The 22,570-nt window shown below is 68.0% G+C and carries 23 protein-coding genes and 5 pseudogenes; 12 read left to right on the top strand and 16 right to left on the bottom strand.

Annotation, left to right across the window (positions count from 1 at the left end; genetic code table 11):
• Positions 1-364: 364 nt before the first annotated feature.
• The 3 genes and pseudogenes from ACGFIR_RS14665 to ACGFIR_RS14655 all read right to left on the bottom strand — a co-directional run bounded on the left by ACGFIR_RS14665 (position 365) and on the right by ACGFIR_RS14655 (position 3,306).
• A complete protein-coding gene (locus tag ACGFIR_RS14665) occupies positions 365-1,630 on the bottom strand; it encodes an MFS transporter (protein ID WP_393145292.1) in 1,266 nt (421 codons plus the stop codon).
• 170 nt (positions 1,631-1,800) lie between these two features.
• Positions 1,801-2,252: pseudogene (locus ACGFIR_RS14660) on the bottom strand (IS5/IS1182 family transposase); the annotation flags it as partial.
• A gap of 250 nt (positions 2,253-2,502) precedes the next feature.
• Entirely contained in the window at positions 2,503-3,306 is an 804-nt protein-coding gene (locus ACGFIR_RS14655; RefSeq protein WP_393145290.1) for an aminotransferase class IV family protein, read from the bottom strand.
• Between the two features lie 26 nt (positions 3,307-3,332).
• Between ACGFIR_RS14655 and ACGFIR_RS14650 the strand changes: the two genes are divergently transcribed.
• Together ACGFIR_RS14650 and ACGFIR_RS14645 are read left to right on the top strand one after the other, a co-directional pair.
• Positions 3,333-3,710, top strand: a complete 378-nt coding sequence (locus tag ACGFIR_RS14650) for a MerR family transcriptional regulator (protein WP_393003105.1) — start codon at positions 3,333-3,335, stop codon at positions 3,708-3,710.
• A 96-nt stretch (positions 3,711-3,806) separates the two neighbouring features.
• Positions 3,807-3,977 carry a hypothetical protein gene (locus ACGFIR_RS14645; RefSeq protein WP_393145288.1) on the top strand — a complete coding sequence of 57 codons (171 nt, stop codon included), beginning with the start codon at positions 3,807-3,809 and terminating at the stop codon, positions 3,975-3,977.
• A 62-nt stretch (positions 3,978-4,039) separates the two neighbouring features.
• On the opposite strand, the gene ACGFIR_RS14640 is transcribed toward ACGFIR_RS14645, so the two are convergent.
• Together ACGFIR_RS14640 and ACGFIR_RS14635 are read right to left on the bottom strand one after the other, a co-directional pair.
• On the bottom strand, positions 4,040-4,198 hold the full coding sequence (locus ACGFIR_RS14640; protein ID WP_393145286.1) for a hypothetical protein: 159 nt from the start codon (positions 4,196-4,198) through the stop codon (positions 4,040-4,042).
• A 161-nt stretch (positions 4,199-4,359) separates the two neighbouring features.
• Positions 4,360-5,832 (bottom strand): MFS transporter, encoded by a 1,473-nt coding sequence (locus ACGFIR_RS14635; protein ID WP_393145284.1) that lies wholly within the window; start codon positions 5,830-5,832, stop codon positions 4,360-4,362.
• 118 nt (positions 5,833-5,950) lie between these two features.
• On the opposite strand from ACGFIR_RS14635, the gene ACGFIR_RS14630 reads away from it, so the two are divergent.
• Positions 5,951-6,829 (top strand): helix-turn-helix transcriptional regulator, encoded by an 879-nt coding sequence (locus ACGFIR_RS14630; RefSeq protein ID WP_393145282.1) that lies wholly within the window; start codon positions 5,951-5,953, stop codon positions 6,827-6,829.
• Positions 6,830-6,885: 56 nt separating this feature from the next.
• Here ACGFIR_RS14630 and ACGFIR_RS14625 read toward each other — a convergent pair whose 3' ends face one another.
• From ACGFIR_RS14625 to ACGFIR_RS14600, 6 genes and pseudogenes are all read right to left on the bottom strand, one after another.
• Positions 6,886-7,215, bottom strand: a complete 330-nt coding sequence (locus ACGFIR_RS14625) for a hypothetical protein (protein WP_393145848.1) — start codon at positions 7,213-7,215, stop codon at positions 6,886-6,888.
• A 328-nt stretch (positions 7,216-7,543) separates the two neighbouring features.
• Positions 7,544-7,774: pseudogene (locus ACGFIR_RS14620) on the bottom strand (LLM class flavin-dependent oxidoreductase); the annotation flags it as partial.
• Positions 7,775-7,794: 20 nt separating this feature from the next.
• Positions 7,795-8,325, bottom strand: coding sequence for a hypothetical protein (locus ACGFIR_RS14615; RefSeq protein WP_393003095.1), 531 nt, complete (start codon positions 8,323-8,325; stop codon positions 7,795-7,797).
• A 38-nt stretch (positions 8,326-8,363) separates the two neighbouring features.
• Complete coding sequence (locus ACGFIR_RS14610) at positions 8,364-9,146, bottom strand: alpha/beta hydrolase fold domain-containing protein (RefSeq protein WP_393003093.1); 783 nt, start codon at positions 9,144-9,146, stop codon at positions 8,364-8,366.
• Positions 9,147-9,154: 8 nt separating this feature from the next.
• Positions 9,155-9,940 carry an SDR family NAD(P)-dependent oxidoreductase gene (locus ACGFIR_RS14605; RefSeq protein ID WP_393003091.1) on the bottom strand — a complete coding sequence of 262 codons (786 nt, stop codon included), beginning with the start codon at positions 9,938-9,940 and terminating at the stop codon, positions 9,155-9,157.
• A 22-nt stretch (positions 9,941-9,962) separates the two neighbouring features.
• Positions 9,963-11,183: an MFS transporter gene (locus ACGFIR_RS14600; protein WP_393003089.1), complete on the bottom strand. Its 1,221-nt coding sequence runs from the start codon at positions 11,181-11,183 to the stop codon at positions 9,963-9,965.
• Positions 11,184-11,345: 162 nt separating this feature from the next.
• Between ACGFIR_RS14600 and mobF the strand changes: the two genes are divergently transcribed.
• From mobF to ACGFIR_RS14575, 5 genes and pseudogenes are all read left to right on the top strand, one after another.
• The gene (gene mobF / locus ACGFIR_RS14595) at positions 11,346-12,407 is read left to right on the top strand and encodes a MobF family relaxase (protein ID WP_393003087.1); all 1,062 of its coding nucleotides are present in this window, start codon (positions 11,346-11,348) and stop codon (positions 12,405-12,407) included.
• Positions 12,391-12,642 (top strand): hypothetical protein, encoded by a 252-nt coding sequence (locus tag ACGFIR_RS14590; protein ID WP_393003085.1) that lies wholly within the window; start codon positions 12,391-12,393, stop codon positions 12,640-12,642. The genes mobF and ACGFIR_RS14590 overlap by 17 nt, the downstream gene beginning before the upstream one ends.
• 429 nt (positions 12,643-13,071) lie before the next feature.
• On the top strand, positions 13,072-13,662 hold the full coding sequence (locus ACGFIR_RS14585; protein WP_393145280.1) for an NADAR family protein: 591 nt from the start codon (positions 13,072-13,074) through the stop codon (positions 13,660-13,662).
• A gap of 453 nt (positions 13,663-14,115) precedes the next feature.
• Positions 14,116-14,610 carry a DUF1062 domain-containing protein gene (locus ACGFIR_RS14580; protein ID WP_393145278.1) on the top strand — a complete coding sequence of 165 codons (495 nt, stop codon included), beginning with the start codon at positions 14,116-14,118 and terminating at the stop codon, positions 14,608-14,610.
• A 514-nt stretch (positions 14,611-15,124) separates the two neighbouring features.
• A pseudogene (locus ACGFIR_RS14575) lies at positions 15,125-15,459 on the top strand (transposase); the annotation flags it as partial.
• A gap of 30 nt (positions 15,460-15,489) precedes the next feature.
• Here the strand turns inward: ACGFIR_RS14575 and ACGFIR_RS14570 are convergent.
• Positions 15,490-16,740 (bottom strand): S8 family peptidase, encoded by a 1,251-nt coding sequence (locus ACGFIR_RS14570; protein WP_393003758.1) that lies wholly within the window; start codon positions 16,738-16,740, stop codon positions 15,490-15,492.
• Positions 16,741-17,326: 586 nt separating this feature from the next.
• On the opposite strand from ACGFIR_RS14570, the pseudogene ACGFIR_RS14565 reads away from it, so the two are divergent.
• Positions 17,327-17,614: pseudogene (locus ACGFIR_RS14565) on the top strand (DivIVA domain-containing protein).
• Positions 17,611-17,861: pseudogene (locus ACGFIR_RS14560) on the top strand (hypothetical protein). The pseudogenes ACGFIR_RS14565 and ACGFIR_RS14560 overlap by 4 nt, the downstream one beginning before the upstream one ends.
• A gap of 45 nt (positions 17,862-17,906) precedes the next feature.
• On the opposite strand, the gene ACGFIR_RS14555 reads toward ACGFIR_RS14560, so the two are convergent.
• Genes ACGFIR_RS14555 through ACGFIR_RS14540 form a run of 4 tightly spaced genes read right to left on the bottom strand, consistent with a single transcriptional unit; the run spans position 17,907 to position 20,131 of the window.
• Complete coding sequence (locus ACGFIR_RS14555) at positions 17,907-18,230, bottom strand: hypothetical protein (protein ID WP_393003071.1); 324 nt, start codon at positions 18,228-18,230, stop codon at positions 17,907-17,909.
• On the bottom strand, positions 18,230-19,426 hold the full coding sequence (locus ACGFIR_RS14550) for a WXG100 family type VII secretion target (protein ID WP_393003069.1): 1,197 nt from the start codon (positions 19,424-19,426) through the stop codon (positions 18,230-18,232). Before ACGFIR_RS14550 ends, ACGFIR_RS14555 begins: the two co-directional genes overlap by 1 nt.
• Positions 19,423-19,743 carry a type VII secretion target gene (locus ACGFIR_RS14545; RefSeq protein ID WP_393003067.1) on the bottom strand — a complete coding sequence of 107 codons (321 nt, stop codon included), beginning with the start codon at positions 19,741-19,743 and terminating at the stop codon, positions 19,423-19,425. Before ACGFIR_RS14545 ends, ACGFIR_RS14550 begins: the two co-directional genes overlap by 4 nt.
• Entirely contained in the window at positions 19,730-20,131 is a 402-nt protein-coding gene (locus ACGFIR_RS14540; protein ID WP_393003065.1) for a YbaB/EbfC family DNA-binding protein, read from the bottom strand. Before ACGFIR_RS14540 ends, ACGFIR_RS14545 begins: the two co-directional genes overlap by 14 nt.
• Positions 20,132-20,348: 217 nt before the next feature.
• Between ACGFIR_RS14540 and ACGFIR_RS14535 the strand changes: the two genes are divergently transcribed.
• Both ACGFIR_RS14535 and ACGFIR_RS14530 read left to right on the top strand, forming a co-directional pair.
• On the top strand, positions 20,349-20,978 hold the full coding sequence (locus ACGFIR_RS14535; protein ID WP_393145276.1) for a hypothetical protein: 630 nt from the start codon (positions 20,349-20,351) through the stop codon (positions 20,976-20,978).
• A 130-nt stretch (positions 20,979-21,108) separates the two neighbouring features.
• Complete coding sequence (locus ACGFIR_RS14530; RefSeq protein ID WP_393145274.1) at positions 21,109-22,431, top strand: inositol-3-phosphate synthase; 1,323 nt, start codon at positions 21,109-21,111, stop codon at positions 22,429-22,431.
• Positions 22,432-22,570 lie beyond the last annotated feature (139 nt).

The raw sequence follows: 22,570 nt of genomic DNA, 5'->3' as shown, positions 1-22,570 counted from the left end.
GTGATCGTCACCGCGTCGGTGCAAGACTGCACCGAGGGCCGGCACCTGTTCACCAGCGTGGCCGCAGACCACCCGACTTGGTCAAGGGCGTGGGTCGATGGTGAGTGCAGCACACTTGTGCGAGCGCACGGCGCTTGGTTCGGTGTAGACGTTGAGCGCGGTCCACGTCCAGCCTCGACGGTGGGTCGTGGGAACGGACCTTCGGCTGGCTGACGCAGCACCAACGGCTTGTTTGTGACTACGAGGCCCTTCCCCAACGCACCGGAGCGATGACCCAATGGCGATGGCTGACGCAATGAGGCGCTATCTCCCCGAGCCCGTCCACCGCCGACCGCAACCCGGCAGACGGGCAGTAATGGCTGCGTCAGGATGTGCCTTCGCCCACCACCGCAGATGGCTCGGCCGCCGGCACATTTGTTTGGGGCACCACCCGAGACGGCAGCAGAAGAGCTGCAGCCAACGCGCTGACTGCGAGGACTGCAATGACCAGCCAGACCGTCAGAGTTAGTGGCAGGTGCTGGCCGGCCACGCTGCCGATCGCACCACCGGCCACTGTCGCGGCCATCTCTGCCGCCGAGAACGCCGAACTCACGCGGCCGAGCTGATGGTCGGGCGTCTGTCGCTGTACCTGTACCTGTACCAGCATCAGCAGGGAACCGCCGGGCAAACCGGCTAGGGCGATGAAAATCAGCGCGGCGAGGAAGTGGTGGATGAGGAATAGTCCGGCGAAGCTGACAGTGATCGCGAGTAAGCAGCCTGTCATAGATAGTCGTAGCCGCCCGCTGCGGGAAAGTACATTTCCTACGTACGCACTAGCCAGAAACCCGCCGCCGAGCGCTGCCATGAGCACACCGACGTCGCTGGCGTTACCGCCGAGGACGCTGATCACATAGGGCACGAGCAAAACGTTCAGGGCTGCGTTGGCCAAAAGGAAGAGGCTGGATACGACGAGCGTGGCGCGTAGCACCGGATGGCCAAGGAGAAAAGCTAAGCCCTCCCGAACCTCCAACCAGAAACCGGCGAGCCAGGATGATGACGGCTTGTGCTCATCACGCATTTCGACCGGCACTCGGCCGATCCCGAAGATCAGCATTGCCGAGACTAGGTAGGTTGCTGAGTCTATCAGCACCAGCCCGTCGAAGCCGACCAGCGCGTACAGTGCGCCGCCGAGGGGTGCCCCGGCGAGACGCACGATCCCGCTCGCGACGGTGGTCCAGGAATTCGCCGCCTCCAGATCGGTGCCTCGGCCGACAATGGCCGGGACGACCGCTCGGGCGGCAGGCTGGAAGAAGTGTCCGATGGCGCTTTCGCAGAACATGGCCCCGTAGAGCAGCCAGAGCATGCTCGGGTCATTTACCAAGATCAGCGCCAGGACGATGACCATCCGTAGCAGGTCTGCGCTGATCATGATGAGGCGGCGGTCCCACCGGTCGACCAGCACTCCCGCCAGCGGTGCGAAGGCGATTGCCGGGAGGGTTTGGGCGACGAAGGCGAGGCCGCTGCTCATCGTCGAGCCGGTCATCGTGTAGACGTAGACCGGCACTGCGACGATCATCAACCAGTTGCCCACGTTGGACAGCAGCGTGCTGCTCCACAGCAGGCCAAAGCGCCGGTTCTTGAGGACTATCACGTGATTCCCTCTCCTACGGCACTCATATCGCATATCGCGTCTAGCTGTGTGGCAAGCCTAGGGACCATACCCTTCGACGACCAAATGCGCAGCCCTGGTCCGATCTCTAGGCGCAACATCGGCACCTCGACCTCCTGTGAGCAGGTCGAGCAGTCCTGCGACCGGGACCTCAGTGCGTCGATGATGGATACGGCGGCCGTGAGGTGCGCTCCGCCGGGCAGTGCCGGTGAGGCCACACGATCCGTCCGGCGGCGCCGGCGATCAGCTGCACCTTCACGCCGTGCCGCTTGTACATGCCGGAGTTCTACGGCCTTTGGTCGGTGGTCGGCGATCCGGTCGATTGAATCAGCGTGCCGTCCAGGATCGCGTACGCCAGTTGCCGGATGCGCCGCATCGTCGTGGCCAGATCCTGAGTGACCGTCGCGAGCGGCACGATCGCTTTCTGCACGTGGCGACAAGCGGTGGCGATACCGACTGTGAACCCGGCGGCGAGACGGGTGTAGGTGCCACCGTTGGTCAGATGGGACAGGGCCAACAGCGCCTGCCGACCCGGATCGAGACGGCGCGATCGGGATCAATGCTGATTACGGTGCAAGCGGATAAGGCCGACGAGGTGGTTCAGCGTTCGGGCGAACCCTAGTAGTGCAACGGCAGTAGGCGAACCGAGTTCGACTCGTGTTCGTTGGTTTGCCTGTGACGGATGTCGATGTTACCCGGTGGCATGGGGAGTTGGACCGGTTGCACACACAGAATCGGGCCTCGGGTTCGCCGGTCGGAGCCGCGGCGGCGGGCGCGGCAGTACCTGTGCGGGCTGCGTGGTGGCCGGCGGTCACGAGCGGGTTACCGCCGTTACACCACTGCGCCCTCAACGATCACAGGGCGACCGCAGGCTCCTCGGCATAGGCAGCATTCAGAATGCGCAGGAATTCCTGGTCCTGGACGAGCGGCTCGTCGCCGAGTCGCGCGACCGCGATGCCCGGCGTCCATGAGTTCATCACCGCGGCCGCGAGACGCCCGCCGAGCTCGCCGCGCCTGACCTCCTGCGTCCGTTGAGGGACTCTTAGTGCGTCGAGTCGGCGCGTCAGGATCTGCATCGTGACGCCGGGGAGGACCTCGGCGCACGGCCAGATAACGGCCTCTCCGTCCCAGAAGGCGAGGTTCCAGATGGTGGCCTCGCTCAGCCGACCCGATCGGTCGGCGAACGCGGCGTCGTCGAAGCCCCGGGCGCTCGCGCGCCTGAGCAGGAGCGTCTTGGACACCTCGCCGACGTGCTTGACGCGGGGGAGATGCCGCTCGTGCTCGACGACGTCGAGCGAGAGAGGTCCGGACGGCGCAGTCGCGGGATCGGTGACCTTCACCAGCACGTCGAGGTCAACGTCGTCCCCAGCGGGGGCGAACTCTCTCGGCCGCGAGGAGACGAAGCATGTCAGCGACGCGTCCGGGGGAGCGGCCGCCAGAGCGCTGCGCATCTGCTCGAGGATCGTCTCGTCAGCCAGGTGGCGGCCGAAGAGCTCGTCGCTGGCGTCCCGGAGACGGGCCAGGTGCAGGTCCAGCCCCCGCACACGATGGTTCCGGACCTGCATCGCGGTGAAGTGGGCGAACCCGGCGAAGGCCAGTGGCGCGAGGTCCGCCGCCTCGGCCGCCCTACCATTGAACAGAGTGATCGATGTGGTCATGCAAGCGACCGTAGGAGTTGACACCAGTGGCAGGGGCAAGCGGCGCGACCCAGGGAACGGCGCTGCGGATCGGCGATGTCGCGGCTCTCACGTCGGCCACGCCGCGGATGCTGCGTCACTACGAGAACCAGGGCCTCATCGCCGCGGAGCGCTCGTCCGCCGGCCAGCGCCTGTTCGATCCGTCCGTCGTCGAGCAGGTCCGCTCCATTCGGTGGCTGCTCGGCGCAGGGTTGCCCGTGGAGGCTATCCGCGAGCTCCTCGACTGCATCCACGACACCGACCGCCTCGAACCGTGCGCAGTTCCGCTGCTCGTGGAGCACCTTCAGGCGTACGACCGCCGCATCGCCGAGCTCACGACGACGAGGGACGCGCTGCAGGGGCTCATCGACGCGTCGAACGGGTGATGATCGATCATCTGCGTCCCTGATGGCGGCTTGGATCACCGTCGACACGATGTCGTTTCACGTATCAGTGCACGAGCCTCCGCCGATACTTGGATCATGGCGAAGGCGCGCGAGAAGGAACCCGAGACCATCACCGCGGACTTCGCGTGGCGGTGGTGGAAGTCCCTGATGGCGAACACGGTCGCGCTGGTCGAGGACGCGGCGCTCCTCGCCTCCCATGACAGCCCCGGCCGGGCGCAGGCGCTGATCGTGCTCGCCATGGATTAACTCGCCAAGGCGCGCTGGCTGTACGAGGCGGCCGAGCACCAGTGGACGGCTCCGCTCGGCCTCTACGGCCTCGAACCGAGGCCCGCGGGCGACGTGATCGTGCCGGAGGTCTGAGCTCGACCCGACGGCCCGAGCAGGATCGCATCGCCGAAGCTGACCGGTTGCTCTCCGAACTCGGAGAAGATGATCGCGGTGCCATCGCGCACGATGATGATCCGCACGCAGCCGTACGCTGCCGGCCCGATGGGGCGGTGAATGCTGCGGGTTCGGGCCTTGAGCGGCTCAACCATCATCGCGGTGACCCGCCGGTTGGATGAGCGTCCCGCGGGTGTGGGGAGGCCCCGACATCGCCCGCAGGACGCTCATGTGTGGTTCGGCCGGTCTATACGGTGACCTCGGCCTGCTCAGCGGCGGGTACGGCGTCTTCCTGCGTGGCTGCTTTGGGCAGGCGGAGGAAGATCGCGAGGATGATCGCTGCGCCGATGGCGATGGCGGCGTTGACGCCGATCGCAAGCTGCAGGCCCGGCAGCAGGGTGGCTGCGACGACGCCGGTGGCGATGGCCGACATCACCGGGGTGCCGAGGGCGATGCCGACCTGCTGGCTCATCGTCACCAGCCCGGTTGCGAGGCCCTGCTTGTCGGCGGGGACGCCTGCGGTGGAGGCGACAACGTAGCCGACGATCGCCACGAGGTTCGCGAAGCCGCCGATGAAGGTGAGGATCAGGATCGGGATCAGCCAGTTCCGGCTGTCGCCGGCGAACGCGAGCGGCGCCGTCGCTGCGGCCTGCACGATGAGGCCGGCGACGATCGCGGTCTTGGCGCTGGTCTTGCCGATGATCTTCGGCGCGATGAGCCCGCCGATGACGGTGCCGATGCCGAGCACGCCCAGGATGAGGCCTGCGGTGATCGCCGAATAGCCGAGGATCTGCTGGAGGTAGAGGGTGAGCAGGAACACGAGCGAGGTGAAGGTGCCGAACGCGAGGAGGCCGGCGGTGTTGCCCCAGCCGATGTTGCGGCGCTTCAGCAGCCCCGGGGCCACCAGCGGTTCCTTGACGCGACCCTCGATCGTGAAGAACACGACGAACAGGATCAGGGCGGCCAGGATCGGCCCCCAGGTTCCGGGGTGGGTCCACCCGGCGTGACCGGCGGTGTCGATCCCGAACACGAGGGCGACCAGGGCGAGGGTGATGGTGATCGCGCCGGGCACGTCGAGCTTCGGGCGCTGGCCGGCCGCGGGCTCGCGCAGGACGAACGGGGCGACGAAGATGACGGCGACGGCGACGGCGACATTGATGAAGAACGCCCACCGCCACGAGACCGCGCCGGTGAGGAGGCCGCCGAGCACAGCGCCCGCCGTGAACCCGGCCGCCATGAGCGCCCCGTTGAGTCCGAGCGCCTTGGAGCGTGCCGGACCCTCGGGGAACATCGTCGTCATCAGCGACAGCGCGGCGGGGGTGACCATCGCGGTGGCGATGCCCTGCCCGATCCGTGCCGCGATGAGCAGCACGGGCTCGGTGGCGAGGCCGCCGGCCAGCGACGAGCCGCCGAGCAGCACGATGCCGATCATGAACAGCCGCTTGCGGCCGAACAGGTCGGCAACACGGCCGAAGAACAGTGTGAACCCGGCGGCGCAGAGCGCGAAGGAGGTGACGATCCACTGCAGCGCGGAGGTCGGGAACCCGAGCTCCGTGCCGATGTGCGGGAGCGCGACGTTGAGGATCGAGAAGTCCACGGCGAGGGTGAAGTTCGCCGTCAGGAGGACGGCCATCGCGATCTTCTGGATCGGCGTGAAGCGCTCCGCCGGGATCGAGGTCGCGGCGGTGCGTGGTGGTGGTGCGGTGTCTGTTTTGCTCATGCCACCCAGACTCGGGCCGCGCGAATGAGGTAGCCAGCTCCCCGGTTTGTCTGGCCTATCGTTGCCTAGCACTCACAGGGTCAGGCTCCGCTCGCACGAGTGGCAGACAATGGATGCCATGGCAGCACAGTCTCTGGATACGGACGGCCCGGTCACCGAGCTGGGCGAGTTCCTGCGCTCACGCCGCGACCGCATCTCGCCCGACGAGGCCGGCGTCAACTCCTACGGCCGTCGCCGCGTGCCGGGCCTGCGCCGTGAAGAGCTCGCGCAGCTCGCCGGTGTTTCCGTCACGTATCTGACTCGGTTGGAGCAGGGGCAGTCGCAGAACGCCTCGGATGCGATCATCGACGCGCTCGCCCGTGCCCTGCAGTTGGATGCCGACGAACGCGCCCACCTGTACGCCCTCGCGCATCCGGCCCCGGTCAAGCGGCCCCAGGCGTCGAAGTCGGAGGTCGCCAAGCCGGGCGCGGAGCAGTTGCTGCACTCGATGGGCGATGTGCCTGCGGTGCTGCTGGGCCGGTTCAACGACATCCTTGCGTGGAATCGTGCCGGGCATCTGTTGCTGGCCGGGCACCTGGACTGCGACGCACCTTCCGACGTGGAGGATCGTCCGAACCAGCTCAAGCTCCTGTTCCTTGACGAGCACACCCGCGACCTCTACGTCGACTGGACCGACGAGGCCGCCCTTGCCGTCGCCTCGCTGCGGTATGTCGCGGCGCAGTTCGCCGAAGATCGCCGCCTCGCCGCGCTGGTCGGCGAGCTGTCGATGAACAGCCCCGAGTTCGCCCGCCTCTGGGCGGGCCACGACGTCCGCCTGTGCACGAACGGGTCGAAGCGGTTCCGCCATCCCGAGGTCGGAGAGCTGGAACTCGGGTACGAGGTGCTGCACCTGCCCGAGGGCAACGGGCAGCGCATCCTCACCCACACCGCCGAGCCCGGCAGCGCATCGTTCGCCGCCCTGCGGCTGCTGACCTCAACGTCCTGGCGCCAGGCCTGAAAACGTCGAAGCGCTCCGAGGAAATTTCCTTGGAGCGCTTCACTGTGCGCAGCAGGCTATGCGGCGAAGCGTTCGGCGAGCAGCCGGTGGGAGGCCAGTCGGTCTGCGGGATCGCTGGTGAGGGTGTTGACCATGATTTCCTCAGCCCTGTGCGCCGCCGCGAGCGCGGTCAGCTCGGCATGTACCTCGTCGGGGGTGCCGGCGATGATGGCCTTGCCGCGGGCCTTCGCGCGGATGCGCTCCTGATCGTTCCACCCGTGACGGGCCGTGGTCTCGGCGGACGGGATCGGCCCGTCCTGGCCGAGGTCTTTGCACGCCCGCCACAGCAGCATCGCATCGCCCTGGGCTTGCGCCCGCTGCTCGGTCTGGGCCGTGATGACCCGCACCGCGAGCATCGTGTGCGCGGCGTGCCCGGCCTCGTCCGCGGCCGCGCCGATAGGCGTTGGTGGCTTCCTCGCCGCCGCGGGGTACGGAAGAAGTGCTCGTGCGCATATCCCGCGCCGAGCTCGCCGGCCAGCGGCGCGGTCGAGCCGCCTGCGCCGAGCACCCACACCCGGCCAGCGGCTTGCCAGCCACCGGTCCGTGCGGCGAACCGCGCTCGCGAACGAGCTGGGCGGTCTTCTCGCCGTAGCGTTGGTCGTCCAGCGCCGCCCGTCCGGTGTCCACGCGATCTCCGTGCACCTGCCCGAGGGTTCCCATCACCTCAGCGACCTTGGACGCCGGGTACAGCGGGAGCAGGATGCGGCCAGTGCCGACCCGGGTCGTGGTGGTGCGTTCAAGGGCGAGGGAGGTCATCATCTCCGGGGCCGGGCTCGCGAACGAGCGCGAGCGGTGGTGCTCGGCGAACCAGATCCGCTGATACCCCAGCTCCTCAGCCTCCTGTGCGAAGCGGATGCCGCTCGCGACGGCCTCCGCCTCCGTGGGGGCGTGCTCGGTGAGGGGCACCTGGTCGAGGATCGAGATCCTCACGCCGACCACAGCTCCTCGCCTGCGGGGTGGAGGACGGGGATGATGCGCCAGTCACCACCGACCTGGAACACGAGATTGTGAATGTCCGCGCCCGCGATCGTGCGCAGCACCGGGATCAGCTCCTCGGCGTGCTCAGCCTTGGCGACATTGAGCGGCCATTCCCCGATTGTGGCGCCGCGCAGGTGCGGGTGGTGGATCCCGGCTCCGTAGGTGGCGATGATGCTGATCGGGGCGAGGTTCGCGGCCCGCTGCTCGGGCCAGGTCAGCAGCCAGGAAGCGATGAGTCCGCCGCGCTGGTCGCGGTGCAGGCCGGTGACCTGGATCTTCCCGGAGCCGGCGAGCAGGTGCTCGTTGAACTCTGCCAGCACCCGCCGCGTCGGGGCATCCAGGAGGTCAACGGCCTCGGCGAAGGCCGACTCCTTGCCGGAACGGGTGACGTGCCCGAAGTGGTTGCCGTCGCGCAGGTCGATGAAATGCCGGGTCAGCGCCTCCATGGGCGCAGGAACGGTCGTATCGATGGTGGTCATGAGGGGGCTCCTCTCGTTGTCGCGGTGTTGTGGTCAGGTCAGTTGCGGGTAGCGCTGAGCGCCGGAGTGGACAGTGCGGCTGCGACCGCCGCCGTCACGTTGCTGCCGGAGCGGAGCAGCTCTGCGTGCCCGGCGCCGGCGACGGTGTGCATCACCGGCACCCCGTCGGCACGGAGCCGGCCCGCGTAGGCGGCCACGTCATCGCGCACCGGATCGTCCTCACCGACCACCAGAGCGACCGGGGCGAGCCCGGCCAGATTCGATGCCGCGAGCGGTGCCGGCGGAAACGTCGGATCGGGCGCCCTGCCGAGCCAGAGCTGCCAGGCGACGCGCAGACTGGCGGCGCTCGGGAACGCACCGGAATCAGCCGCGTAGGAGGGGCGGTCGCATGCCGGGTCGAGCGGCGGATACGCGAGTAGGTGCGGCGGCACCGGCTCACCGGCGTCGCGGCGAGCGAGCACGGCGATGGCAGCGACGGTACCGCCGGCGCTATCGCCACCCACGACGACCGGCAAGCCTTCTGTCTGGTTCTCAGCCCAGGTGAGCGCGGCGAGCATATCGAGCACGGCGGCCGAAAAGCGGTGCTCTGGCGCGGGACGGTAGTCCACCGACGCGACCGCCCATCCCGAACGGGCGGTGAGCGCGGCCGTGACCGGCGCCCAGGCCGCGGCGGAACCATACTGCCAGGAGCCGCCGTGCGCCCACACCAGCCATCCCCGCGGCGTGCTCGGGCGGTGCGTCAGGATCGGCACCCGCGCACCGTCTGTGGCGACCGCACTGGTGAACGCCGCCTCGGGTGCAATGACAGTCGTCATGGTCATCCTGCTCCTCAGAGCTGGCGCAGCGCGCCGCCATCGACCGACCACTCCGCGCCCGTCACCTGTCCGGCCCGCGGCGAGAGCAGGTAGGCGATCACGCCGGCGACGTCCTCGGGGCGGCCGATCCTGCCGGTGGGCAGGCGGCGCTCCTCCCGGATGAACCGATCGACCGCGGTGTCGGGATCGGTGCCGAAGCGCGCGGCGAGCTGTTCGGCGAAGCCGCCCTGCGCATCGAACAGAGCAGTGCGGGTGGGGCCGGGCGAGACGACGTTCGAGCGCACCCCGACCGGGCCGAGCTCAGCTGCGAGCGACTTCGACAGCGACAGGATCGCTGCCTTCGACGCCGCATAGGGCGCCATCGTCGGATCGGGCATCCGGGCGGCCTCACTGCCCAGGTGCACGATGCTGCCGCCACCGGCCTCCCGCATCGCGGGAATCACCGTACGGGTCAGTCGGGCGACGGCGAACAGGTTGACCTCGAACGTCGACCGCCACAGCTCGTCCTCGATCTCGGCGAACGAGTCGCGGGTGTCGAACAGGGCGGCGTTGTTCACCAGGCCGTCGATGCGACCATGCCGTTCAAGAGTCTGCGCCACGAGCCGTGCCGTGGTTTCCGGGCTGGTGAGGTCGGCGGCGATGAAGTCGGCCGAGGCCGGCAGCACGCCGTCGCCGGGTTCGCGGCGGGCGACGGCGACGACGGTGGCGCCCTCGGCTGCGAGGTTGTGGGCGGTGGCGAGGCCGATGCCGCTGGTTGCGCCGGTGATGATGACGACGCGGCCGTCGAGTTCGAGATGCATGAGCGGGCTCCTTCTCAGGGAGTCAGGGACGGATGGATGCGGTCTTGCGGCGCGCGGCGATGCGGGCGGCCACGATGAGGGCGAGCCCGAGGAGGGTGAGCGCCCCGCCGGTGATGGTCGGGCTTCGCAGCCCCCATCCGGCGGCGATGGCCGCGCCTGCGAGGCTGACGCCGATGGTGTTGCCGAGGTTGAACGCGGCGATGTTCGTGGCCGACGCGAGTGTCGCGGCGCCCTGTGCGTGGCGCATCACCCGCGCTTGCAGGCCGGGCACCGTCGCGAAGCCAACGAGCCCGAGCAGGAACAGCAGGATCGCCACGAGGATCGGCATACCTGCGACGGCGCCGAGCGTCAGGATCACGACCGGCAGCAGGATCGACAGGACCAGCACCGCGTTGTCGGGGTTCCTGTCGGCGGCTCTCCCGCCGAGGATGTTCCCGGCGAACAGGCCCGCTCCGAAGACCACCAGCAGCGACGGAATCGCGGCGGTGGAGTAGCCGGTGACCTCGCGCAGCAGCGGCTCAATGTAGGTGAACACCCCGAACATGCCGCCGAACACCAGTGCGGTGGTGAGCAGTGAGGCGAGCACCTGCGGGCGGACCAGCGCACGGAACTGCTGAGCAACGGGGAGCTGATCCTGCTCGGGGTCGGTCTTGGGCACCAGGGCGATGAGCCCGGTGAGGGCGACGACGCCGAGTGCGCTGATGATCCAGAACACCGTCCGCCAGCCGAGCTGTTGCCCGACGAGCGCGCCGGCCGGCACGCCGAGCACGTTCGCGATCGTCAGTCCCGCGAACAACGCAGCCACCGCAGAAGCCCGCTTGCTCGTTGGTACGAGCGCGGCGGCGAGCACGGCGCCGATGCCGAAGTAGCCGCCGTGTGCGAGCGCCGCGACGATCCGGCCTGCGAGCATCACCTCGTATGTCGGCGCCCATGCCGAGAGCATGTTGCCGACGACGAAGAACCCCAACAACAGAACGAGCGCGTACTTCGGGGGTTGCCGCATGAGGAACGGGGTGATGATGAGCGCGCCCGGCACAACCGCGAGTGCGTAGACGCCGACGAGGTGCCCGGCCTGGCTGATTGTGACGCCGAGATCGTCGGCCACCTCGGTGAGCAGGCCGGCGATGACGAACTCGGTCAACCCGATCCCGAACCCGCCCACGCTGAGCGCGAGCAGCGCCAACGACGCGGCACGGCGCGTCACACCAGTGGACTTGGTCGAAGGGGCGGCAGCGGTCGTCATTCGGCGTTTTCCTCCTCGGTCGGGTTTCCTGAGGAGCGGCCGTATCTGCCATGGCCCAGTCCCATATCCACCATGCGTGGGTGCCGAGGAGGTAGCCAGAACCCTCGGTTGCCTAGCACTGGCAGGGATAGGCTCTGTGTGCGCCCTGTTCACCTCGTGGATATGACGGTCTCGATGCGGGTGATGTCGGCCGGTGCCGGCTACGAGTACCTGCTGCGCACCGTCGCCGTCGGCGATGGCGACCGTGATTTCTCGACTCCGTTGACGAGGTATTACACGGAGGAGGGAACTCCTCCGGGGTTTTGGATGGGGTCGGGTCTGCCGTATCTCGGCGGCGGTGAGCTCGCCGAGGATGGGCAGGTGTCCGAGGCGCAGCTTCAGCTCCTGGTTGGGATGGGCCGCGACCCGATCACGGGTGAGCCGCTGGGTGAGGCGTATCGGCAGTACGCGAGCGTGCAGGACCGCGTCGGCCGGCGGGTCGTCGACCTCGACCCGGAGCTTGGGCCGGTGTCTCGTGCGGAGCAGGTCGCGACGATTGAGGCGGAAGAGGCCGAGCGCGGCTCCCGTCGGGCGGTTGCGGGCTACGATCTGACGTTCTCGGTGCCGAAGTCGCTGTCGGCGTGGTGGGGTGACGCGGACGCGGGCACGCAGTCGCTGATCGCGGACGCGCACCATCAGGCGGTGGCGAAGGTGATCGCGTTTCTCGAACGCGAGGTCGCGGCCACCCACGTCGGCGCGGCCGGACCGGAGGGCGCGGTCGCGCATGTCGATGTCGCAGGCGCGCTCGCGACCGCGTTCGATCACCACGATTCCCGCTCCGGCGACCCGCAACTGCACACGCACGTGGTGGTGAGCAACAAGGTGCTCACGGTGCAAGATCAGAAGTGGCGGACCCTGGCCGGGCGGCCGGTGCACGCCTCGGTCGTCGCACTGTCCGAGCTGTACAACGCGACCCTCGCCGACCGGATCACCGACATGTTCGGGATCGAGTGGGAGGGCCGGGATCGGAACCCGGTGTGGGAGCTCGCCCCGGTGCCCGAACTGGTCGACAAGTTCTCCTCACGGTCCCGGCAGATTGAGGAGGAGAAGCCCCGCCTGATCGACGCCTACCGGAACAAGCCGGAACAAACACGGCCGCGAGCCGTCGGCGAAGACCGTGCTCAAGCTTCGCGCCCAGGCGACGCTGGCGACTCGTCCGGAGAAGCGGGTGCAGTCGCTCGCTGACCTCACCGTCGGATGGCGACACCGCGCCACCGAGCTGCTGGGTGAGGACGCGACCGCCTGGGCACGCACCCTCACCACAACCGGAGAGCAGGCGGCCTTGTTGCGGGCCGATGACGTACCGATCGACACCATCACGGACCTCGGCCGTTCGGTGGTCGCGGCGGTGGGTGAGAAGCGGTCGACGTGGCGGCGCTGGAACCTCCACGCCTCGGGTGAAGGCGTGCAGATGAGGTAGATCGCCCGCGCGGACCTGGACCATCCAGAGCGAGAGCTGGTCGGCGTTTCTCGGCTGTGGCGTCAGGAGTTCGGCGAAGCCGGCGCCGCTCACGCGTCGATCACGCCGATGTCCTGGCGAAACGCCAGATCAGCGAAGTGCGGCTGGAGTACTAGTCGATGCGTTTACTGCCGGCACCGCGATGTTGACGGACGTTCTGGACTCGGCCCATTCGACCCGTGCGCCTGGCGAGTCGGGGCCGGTTCTACCGGATGCGCCTACAGCCAGGCAGTAACCAGCGTCATCTCATCGGCTACGACAGCGCATTGCGCCGGGCGCGGCCAACGCGCGGACAGCGGCAGATCCGGATGGTAGCCAGCGAAGTCGGTTGCCGCTCTGTCGATGCCTGTGACACGGTGCAGATCCCCGACCCCCGGCTCCGAGGCCCAGATGACGATCTACTTCTACGGTGCCGACGAGGTTCCGTACGGTTGCTTCTCCAACTTCTCCGGCCACGGCTTCGACCTCGACGGCCACTGGTGGACGACCTCCGAGCACTATTTCCAGGCCCAGAAGTTCCCCGGCACCCGCCACGCCGAACTCATCCGGCGGACGGCGACCCCGTTACGGGCCGCCGAGCTGGGCCGCGACCGGTCCCGGCCGCTGCGCCGCGACTGGGAACGGGTCAAAGACGACGTGATGCGCCAGGCCGTGACGGCCAAGTTCACCGCCCACGCCGACATCCGCGCCATCCTGTTGGACACCGGCGACGAGGAAATCGTCGAGGACACCAGCACCGACCACTACTGGGGACGCGGCCGGAGTGGCACCGGCAAGAACATGCTCGGACGGATCTTGATGCGCACCCGCACCCAGCTACGCACCGACCTCACCCAGAACGCCAATGGCCGGGCTACCTCATCCTCGACGTGGTCCACGACGAGATCAGGTACGTCGAAGTGCTGTACCGATCACCGCTGTGCTGACAGCGCTCGTCTCCACAGTCGCGCGGCCGGCGGCATGAGCGTGCAGCCGACCTAGCCTTCAAGCTGCCCGGGGAAACGCACCTCGACGACCTCGGCCACGGCTTCGTTGTCGCCGCTTTCCGCCACCGTGAGTAGGGCACGGTCTTGGTCTAACGAGATCCCGACGTGCCCGCCTCGCAGGCGGATCGCTGTTCGAGCCGGAAAACGGTTTGAGTCCTCCTTCCGCGTTCCCGTAGGTTGCCGATGCCCCGTCGCAGCGAGGACAGAGGACAAACCGCGTGACCCCGCCCGCTCTTTAGACCTGACGCCTTCTTCCGCGCATCTACAGGCCGACCCTCCCGTCGGTTCTGCCGGGCTGCCCGCGTGCGCCCGTCCATGCAGCGTTTGAGGCCGCGCGCAATCGGCCTCGTGTCAGGTCTTTAGAGAGATCATCATGTCTTCACAACCTCATACTGTGCTGCCCTGGATCGTTCGCCGAACCAGGCTGCCTCTGCTGTCGTTGCGGTGCGTGGACTGCCGGTCGGAGTCGGCCACCACCGGCGAAGGCAGGTTCCGCGTCAACGCCAACGGCAAGCTGCTGGACGTGTGGCTACTGGTCCGTTGCGTCTCCTGCAATCGGACGAGCAAACTCACCGTGCACGAGCGATCGTCCGTCAGATCCCTCGATCCGGCGTTACTCGACGGTTACCACGCCAACGATCCGGAACTCGTGGTGGCCACGCTGCTGGATCCGCTGCTCGCTCGGCGCAACCGGTACACCCTGGACTGGCAGGGGGCCTGGCAGCTGGACACCCCACCGGCACAGCTCGACGAGGCGTGGCCCCTGCAGGTGGAGGTCGACTTCCAGGATCCGGTGCCGGTACGCCCGGAGCGGCTCATCGCGCAGGGGCTCCACCTCAGCAGAAACGAGGTACTGCGCCGGATCAAGTGTGATATTTCCCTGCGCCGTCCGACGAGCACCGGATTCACTTTTGTCGTGATGATGAGGGACTCGATGAACTAATTTGCACTCCCAGCGGTGCGAGTCGCAGCCGCTACCACGTCACATACGCATACAGCGGGAATCAGAAGTGGGGACATAGGCCGGCTCGCCTATGTCCCCACTTCTGACAATGTTCGTTCGTTGCCGTCTACCGCTCCTGACTTGATCAAATGCACTCAACTCGGCAGATCCGCGCATTGGCGTGCGGCACCAGCAGTCTTGACCCTTACGCACCGTTACTTGGCTCTCGGCGAGGCCGCCCGTGGTGGGTCCCTTTATGGCCGCCCCGGTGGAGCCCATTTCGGCCGTCATAGCCATGATGACCAAGGATCGGTTGTGGATCCTGCGCAAGGCGCGCACCGAGAAGTCCACCGTGGCGGAGTGGGCTCATGGTATGCGCGCTTCTCTCTGGGCGGTGACGGCGTTGGCAGCGGCTGGGGCTGGAGCTAGTACTGCAACGGCAGTAGGCGAATCGAGTTCGGCTCGCGTTCGTTGGTCTGCCTGTGACGGATGTTGATGTTGGCCGGTGGCATGAGAGTTGGACCGGTTGCACGCGCGGATCGGGCCTCGGTTTCGTCGGTCGCAGCCGCGGCGGCGGGCGCGTCAGTACCTGTGTGGGCTGGTCTCGGGTCTGGGCCGTAAGAACGGTTGGACCCTGGCTGAGCAGGTCGGGATGTGTCGCCGGACGGTATGCAGCGGTTGTTGCGGTGGGCGGACTGGGTCGTCGACGCGGTCCGTGACGATGTGCGGGACTACGTGGTCGAGCACCTCGGCGATCCGGGCGGTGTGCTGATCGTCGACGACACCGGCTTCCTGAAGAAGGGCAACCGGTCGGCCGGAGTGCAACGGCAGTACTCCGGCACCGCCGGTGACGCGTGGCCGGCCGGTGACCGGGCCAGGTCAGAGCGCCGGCGACAGGTACAGGAGACGGTTGGGCGAGCCGACCCCCGGGTTGATCACGACCGGGCTGGCGACGCTGAACAGGTAGCTGGCCACCTGGGCCGGCGTCCAGGTCGGGTTGTTGCTGAGGACCCGAGCGGCGACGCCGGCGACGAGCGGTGCGGCGTGTGAGGTGCCGCTGATTGTCTGGGTCGCGGTGATCGAGCTCCACCAGGCCGACGTGATGCGCTCGCCGGGGGCGAAGATGTCCAGGCAGGGTCCGAAGTTTGACCAGCTTGCCCGGTTGTCGTTCGTTGACGTCGCGCCTACGGTCAGCGCGGTCGGCACCGATGCGGGCGAGACGTTGCAGGCGCTCACGTTCGAGTTGCCGGCCGGGACCGTTACCGTGATGCCGTCGGCGACCGCGTTCGTCACTGCGGTGTTGAGCGCGACGGTGGGGCTGGTCAGCACGCCGATGTTCGCCACGGCCGGCTGCCCGGCGGGGTGGTTGGCGATCATCCAGTTGATCCCGTTGATCAGCATTGACAGCGTGCTCGGCAGGGCGCAGTCGAACACCTTGACCGCCACCAGCACGACGTCCTTGGCTGCCCCGTAGGTCGTCCCGCCGACGGTGCCGGCGGCGTGGGTGCCGTGTCCGCTGCAGTCGTTGGCCGGGAGTGCGCCGTCTACGGCGTCGTAGCCGTACACCGCCTGGCCGCCGAAGTCGGCATGGCTGATCTGGATCCCGCTGTCCACGATGTACGCCCGGACGCCGGTCCCGACACTGGTGAAGTTGTAGGTACCACTGAGCCCCAGTGATGCGTCGATCCGATCAAGGTTCCACGGCGCGTTCGTCTGGGTGGTCGCCAAGCTGGTCAACCGGTCCTGCTCCACGACCGCTACCGCCGGGTCGGCGGCCAAGCGCCGGGCCACCGGCTCGGAGGTCCGCACGGAGAAGCCGTTCAGCGCGTCACGCCAGACCTGGTCGGGACGGAAGCCGAACCGGTCGGCGAGGCGGGATACGTCAGCCTGCCGATCCCCGACCGTATCGCCGCTGTCCTTGAGGATGACCACGTAGCTGCCGGGCACCGGGGTGGCGTCGCCGGTGCCGAGGATCTCACCGGTCGTCTCGGAACGCGGTTCGGGGACGGGTGTCGCAGTGGCCGGTCCGGCAGCCGCGGTGAGGAGCATGACCGTGGTGGCGAGCGTGGCAATGGCGGCCGTTCCTGCTCGACGCTCGCGGGCGAAGATCGTGTGGCGGTGGAGCCTCATCTCCCAGCCTCCCTTTGTTCCGGCCATTTCGGCGGGCGTACGACGCGCCGATTGAATGGTCTGAATGGTTTTGCTGGATCGTATCGCCGATATGCAGATGGATTCCATAGCCAATGCATAGAGTTCAATCGACGGAGGTCTTTTTGCGCATCAAGTGAGAAGAGTTCCGGCTCGATGTATCAGGGCTGCTTCCGGTGCTCCGCCTGCGGCTGCTGCTGTCTGCGGGGGCCGCGTTGCGGCCTCGTGCTGGGTGCGGCCCCAGGCCTCGTCAAAGTCGTGGCTGGGTCGGAGTCCGATGAAGCTCGACTGCCTTCGCTCGGGGAGGGCCTGGCCATAGCCCGCGCCCGTGGGCAACGTCTTGGCCGCCCGCCGGCGATGGCCCGGAGGAGCTCGCGTAAGTCAATCCTTCTGGGAAGAATTCTGGTGTTGGAACGTTGTTTCGCTGCTGCGCACCGTCACAGGACGACCACAGGCCCTGGTGTCGTACCGCTGATCGAAGCTGCGGCGGCAGGGCGGGGTGGCCCGTGCGTGCGGGGAGGACGGACAGGTCACCCCTGCCAGCCCGCAAGGGAGAGACCGGCAGCAGATGAGCGTCCGCAACCAGCGACCGGCAGCGAACTACCGCCTCTCGGCGTACACCAGTCTGCTGCCGTGGCAGGTTCGCGAGCGACTCTTCAACCCGGTCGGCCTCGGACGCTGCGGCCTGGAGCCAGCCGACGTCTACGACTTCCTCGATTGAGTCGCCAGCGACATGGCCAACGTCTACGCCGCCCTGGCCGCCAGCCGCCGGGAGGCCGCCGTCCTCAAGGACGCGCTGCGCCGCTGGCAGTCCGAGCAGGCCCGCGCCCGCGCCGACCGGGGACACGAGGCATGACCCAGCGGTACGTCGTCCATCTGCCCGTCGCCGCCGCCGACCTGCCGGCCGCGCAGCGCTGGCCCGAGTGATCAACCGTTGGCTGCTGGTGCTGCCGCAGACCGACCCGGGGGAGATCACCGTTTCGGAAGAAGACAACCAGCACGTGCGTTAGCGGGTCTTCTGTGACCTGCGGATGCCTGAGGGCCGGCGCTGCCTGCTCCGTGCCGACCACGACGGCCCTTGCTCCCGCCGCCTTCCTCGGTGAGCACTCCGACAGTGCACCTGTTGAGTTGCGGGCCGAACTGGTTCCCTACTCGGGATAGCCAGCGGAGTAGGTCGCGTCCACGAGTTCTTGAAGGTGTCGGATGACCGAGGCCTTGTGGTCCGTCTCCGGAAGTTGTTGCTCGCCAGCCTTGACGAGCCCGCCTCGCCAGTGGCGGATGATCTCGCGCTGGGCCCTTGTGGACAGCTGGTCGATCCAGAGAGATCCGAGGTTGTTGTCGATGATTTCTTGAAGATGGTCGGCAGCTTCCCGGTCGGAGAGCCGTTCGACCAGAAACTCCAGTGTCCAGTCGAAGAGACCACCGGTGGCGGTCCAGTCGACCCCGGGTTTCAACACGATCAGGCCGGCCATCACTTCCCCACGATGAATACCCGTGGACCGAGATCACGGTCCGCTAGGAACTGTTCAACCCTGGCCGTCTGCTCGGCCGAGAACTTTGAGACGTCAACGGGCACGAAGTCGGCCTTGTCCAGGTGTCGTTCGATCTGATACTGAAGCTGCGGCCACTGCCGGTCGAAGAACTGGCCGGGGAAGTTACCGACGGCATCATATGTGCGCCCCGCGTCGTCGACCCAGTCGGCCGAGGAATCTGCAGGGGCGCGACTGAGTTGAACGCCGATGAGTTGTTCCAACCGTACCGCGGTTTCGGCCTCGCCTGGCCTGAACTTCCCGGTCGCCGGGTCCATGCCGAGAGCGTGGACGCGTTCTTCCTCGCTGGCGTGTCGAGCGGGGGGCTCACGAGGCGTCCCGGGAGTCGAGGTGCCGTCACCGGATCTGCCTGGTTGGCTACTGACCAGCCGCCCCAGAGCCTGCTTCAGCTTCTCGATGAGGTCGCCGAGTCGCCGGATCTCCGGCATCAGCCGTCGCAGGCTGGCCAGTAGTCCTCGTAGCAGCCGTGCGATCCGCCCCGCCCATGACGCCACCAGCGTCGTCACCTGCTCCACCACCAGCGGCGCGGCGAAGCCGCCGGTGACGACCAGTTCGCCGGCGTACACGATGAGCCGGGAGACGCAGGTGGCGATGGCGTCGCGGACCAGCAGCCGGACGGCGGCGACCAGGCCGGCGGCTCCTTCGGTGACGGCGGCGAGGGTGTCGGCGCCCTGGGCCAGCCCGCCGATGGCCTGCTGCTGCTCGGCGGCCCAGGCTCGGTAGGCGGGGCCGGCGCCGCCACCCCAGCCTGCGACGTCGGTACGGACGGCGGCGGCCAGGTCGGCGGCCTCCCTGCGCAGCGACGCGGCGACGTTGCGCCAGGTCTGGGCGTGGGCGGTGATCTGCGCCGGGTCGCCCGCGAGCCAGTCCAGTGCCTCGCTGAGCGGTTTGACGTGTTCGATCAGCCAGGCGATGCCGTACTGAAGCAGCGCGCCGACCGGGTCGGAGACGAAGGCGAGGGCGTCCAGGCCGGCGCTGACGACGCCGAGGGTGCCGTCGATCCAGCTGCCGGTGCGGACGCCCTGGGCGATGAGCTCGATGTCCTCGCAGATCCAGATGCCGGCCCAGGTGCTGGGCGGGGTGTCGGATGCGGTGGCGACGAGCGGGTTGGTGGTCACTCCTTGTGCCGTATCCGCTGTAGCGACCGCTCGGCCCGAGCGTCGGCGGCCCGGTAGCGGTCGGCGCCGGTCCGCAGCCTGTCGGCCGTGTCGCGTACCGAGCCGGCCGCGGTGTCGATGCCCTGGACCAGGGTCTGCTGGAGGCCGTCGAGTAGCACCGGCATGACCGCGCAGAGCCGTCCGTACGCCTCGGCGCCCAGCCGGACGTGCTGGCCGGCCTGGCGGGCGGTGTCGAGACTGTCGGCGCGGCGGTCGAGGCGTGCGGCGTGGCGGGTCAGGTCGTCGGGGTCGACCTGGATGCCCTCAGCGCCGGGCATCCGGTGTGCCCCGGTCGGGATCCAGCCGGCGGCGGTACGACTCGACCAGCGCCGCCGCTGTCGGATCCTCGGCGCCGAGGACGCCCGTGGTCGCCTCGGTGATCCTGCTCAGGAGGTCGGTGTGAGCGGCTTGGGTGGTCGCCAGGATCTGCCGGGCGGTGTGCGCCGCGGAGTGTTGTCGGGTCCGTTCGTCCAGCCGCAGGCCGACCAGCAGGCCCGATGAGTCGACGGTGACCTCGATCGCCCGGTCGGGGCTGGTCGCCGTGCCCCTCAGCGCCTGCACCCGCGAAGCCAGCTCCTTGGCCCGGGTCGCCCGGTCCGCGACGGACGTTTCCCAGTCGTCGAGCCGGCGCGTCGCCTCGTCCAGCGCGGCTTCGTCCGTCCACATGACTGACCCTCCCCAGGGCATCGACGCCGACCGGTCGGTGTCGCCGTCACGCTATCAATCAATGGCATCGCGTACGGTGACGGCCGCCGCTCTGGCCCCGCACGCGTCGGCACGCTCTGGTTACGGAAAGTTTGTAGATCATGGTTGACAAACCGTGCTCGAGGTCTACTTTGTAGACAGGGTTCTACAAGGAGGTGAAGGGCCCGTGGTGCGAGAGATGCTCAGCGTGGCTGACATCGCGGCGATGTTCGGCGTCGAACCGAAGACGGTCAGCATGTGGCGGCTGCGCTACCCGGAGTTTCCCGAACCGGACGTTCTCGTCGGCGGCATGGCGGGCTGGGATCCCGAGCGGGCCGAAGAGATCCGTGTCTGGGAGAGCCGGCGCCCCGGACAGGGGCGGCGCGCGATGCTGGCCGAGCACATCCAGGAGACGTTGCGGCGGACGTTCATCTTCCGGTTCATGCGCCCCGATGACTTCGCCTGGGCACCGATCGACTTCCCCGGCATCGAATACGAAGACGGTCGGCTCGCGGACGGCATGCAGGTCAAGGCCGCGGAGCACCTGATCGGCGCACTTCGCGACCAGGGCTACGAGATCGTCTTCCAGGACCCCGGCACCGACACGACGGAGGCCGTGCGACACGTGCTCTGGGACCGGTGGACCGCGCAGGAGGTCGGGGGGAACGAGTTCCTCGGGCAGTTGTTCGATGACTACGGACGGATCTACCGCGGCTGCACGGCCTTCGATGCCGCCTCCTACACGCTGAACCGGCTCGAAGCGCTCGGCGGCGAGATCCGCACCGTACTCGGACCGTCGCCGCAGGTACGGGCCCGCCGGTCGCGATAGCGCGATTGCGCGGCCCCGAACAGCACAGTCCCCTCTCGGGGGCATCGACCCGACGCACAACTGGTCGCCGGACGACACCGGACAGGAATCGAGCGGCCGGCGTGACGGCATCCTGGAGGCTGGAGACTTCGTGGAGACATCCGAGCACCACATCGAGCCCGCCGTCGGCAGGCTGGGCGTCCTGACAATCGGGCTCGGCGCCGTGGCGTCGACCTTCATCGCCGGCGTCGAGCTGATCAGGCGCGGCCTCGCTGAGCCCGTCGGCTCGCTCACCCAGATGGGCACCATCCGCCTCGGCAAGCGGACCGAGCACCGCGTGCCGCTCATTCGCGACTTCGTACCGCTGGCCGGCCTCGATCAGCTGGTCTTCGGAGCCTGGGACCCGATCTCGGACACGGCCTACGACGCCGCGCTCAAATGCGGTGTGCTCGACCGGTACACACACATCGAACCGATCGCGGCCGCGCTCAAGGAGATCGAGCCCATGCCGGCCGTCTTCGACCAGCGTTACGTACGGCGGCTCGACGGCACCAACGTCAAGCCCGCAGCGACCAAGCGCGAGCTGGTCGAGGCCATCCGCAGGGACATCCGCGAGTTCAAGGCGAAGCACTCCTGCGCCCGGCTCGTGATGATCTGGTGCGCGTCCACCGAGACCTACATCGAACTCGGCCCGGCCCACCAGAACATGGAAGCGTTCAACGCTGCGATCGACGCGAACGACGAAAGCATCGCGCCCTCGATGCTCTACGCGTACGCGGCGCTCACCGAGGGCGTCCCATTCCTCAATGGCGCACCGAACCTCACCACCGACATGCCGGCGCTCACGGAACTCGCCCACACGGCCGGCGTACCGATCGGTGGCAAGGACTTCAAGACGGGGCAGACGCTTCTGAAAACCGTGCTGGCGCCGATGTTGAAGGCCCGCATGCTCGGGCTTCAGGGCTGGTACTCGACCAACATCCTCGGTAACCGCGACGGCGAGGTGTTGGACGACCCCGACAGCTTCCGCACCAAGGAGAAGTCCAAGCTGGGCGTGCTCGAGCACATCCTGCAGCCGAGACTCCATCCCGAACTCTACGGCGACTATTACCACAAGGTACGCATCAACTACTACCCGCCCCGCGGCGACCAGAAGGAAGGCTGGGACAACATCGACATTGTCGGCTGGCTCGGCTATCCGATGCAGATCAAGGTCGACTTCCTATGTCGTGACTCGATCCTGGCAGCCCCCCTGGTACTCGACCTGGTGCTCTTCACGGACCTCGCCCAGCGGGCGGGACTCAGGGGCGTGCAGGAATGGCTGTCGTTCTACTTCAAGGATCCACAGCATGCGCCCAGCGTCTATCCCGAGCACGACCTGTTCATCCAGCAGACCAAGCTGAAGAACACCCTCCGCTGGCTGATGGGCGAGGAGCAGATCACCCACCTGGGAGCCGAGTACTACCAGGACTAAAAACCGGCTCGTCCCCGCCCACCGAGCACGGTCAGCGGGCGAGGACGAGCCGGCCCCACTGACATGGCCGACCAAGCGTCGGCGTTCGCCACGGACCGACCGGCGGCCTTCTGCGAACCCGACAGCCGTCGACGACCGT

This window comes from Micromonospora sp. NPDC049051 (assembly GCF_043197575.1).
Lineage (GTDB): Bacteria > Actinomycetota > Actinomycetes > Mycobacteriales > Micromonosporaceae > Micromonospora.
The sequence above is the reverse complement of the archived record's forward strand: the minus strand, read 5'-3'. Positions and strand labels throughout refer to the sequence as shown.

Excerpts from the sequence above, each read along its gene's own strand:
- ACGFIR_RS14535 (WP_393145276.1), top strand. The coding sequence starts at position 20,349 with ATGCTCAGCGTGGCTGACATCGCGGCGATGTTCGGCGTCGAACCGAAG.
- ACGFIR_RS14645 (WP_393145288.1), top strand. The coding sequence starts at position 3,807 with ATGGCGAAGGCGCGCGAGAAGGAACCCGAGACCATCACCGCGGACTTC.
- ACGFIR_RS14635 (WP_393145284.1), bottom strand. The coding sequence starts at position 5,832 with ATGAGCAAAACAGACACCGCACCACCACCACGCACCGCCGCGACCTCG.
- ACGFIR_RS14605 (WP_393003091.1), bottom strand. The coding sequence starts at position 9,940 with ATGCATCTCGAACTCGACGGCCGCGTCGTCATCATCACCGGCGCAACC.
- ACGFIR_RS14555 (WP_393003071.1), bottom strand. The coding sequence starts at position 18,230 with ATGGCCGGCCTGATCGTGTTGAAACCCGGGGTCGACTGGACCGCCACC.
- mobF (WP_393003087.1), top strand. The coding sequence starts at position 11,346 with ATGACGGTCTCGATGCGGGTGATGTCGGCCGGTGCCGGCTACGAGTAC.
- ACGFIR_RS14610 (WP_393003093.1), bottom strand. The coding sequence starts at position 9,146 with ATGACCATGACGACTGTCATTGCACCCGAGGCGGCGTTCACCAGTGCG.
- ACGFIR_RS14545 (WP_393003067.1), bottom strand. The coding sequence starts at position 19,743 with ATGCCCGGCGCTGAGGGCATCCAGGTCGACCCCGACGACCTGACCCGC.
- ACGFIR_RS14570 (WP_393003758.1), bottom strand. The coding sequence starts at position 16,740 with ATGAGGCTCCACCGCCACACGATCTTCGCCCGCGAGCGTCGAGCAGGA.
- ACGFIR_RS14540 (WP_393003065.1), bottom strand. The coding sequence starts at position 20,131 with ATGTGGACGGACGAAGCCGCGCTGGACGAGGCGACGCGCCGGCTCGAC.
- ACGFIR_RS14655 (WP_393145290.1), bottom strand. The coding sequence starts at position 3,306 with ATGACCACATCGATCACTCTGTTCAATGGTAGGGCGGCCGAGGCGGCG.
- ACGFIR_RS14615 (WP_393003095.1), bottom strand. The coding sequence starts at position 8,325 with ATGACCACCATCGATACGACCGTTCCTGCGCCCATGGAGGCGCTGACC.
- ACGFIR_RS14585 (WP_393145280.1), top strand. The coding sequence starts at position 13,072 with ATGACGATCTACTTCTACGGTGCCGACGAGGTTCCGTACGGTTGCTTC.
- ACGFIR_RS14630 (WP_393145282.1), top strand. The coding sequence starts at position 5,951 with ATGGCAGCACAGTCTCTGGATACGGACGGCCCGGTCACCGAGCTGGGC.
- ACGFIR_RS14600 (WP_393003089.1), bottom strand. The coding sequence starts at position 11,183 with ATGACGACCGCTGCCGCCCCTTCGACCAAGTCCACTGGTGTGACGCGC.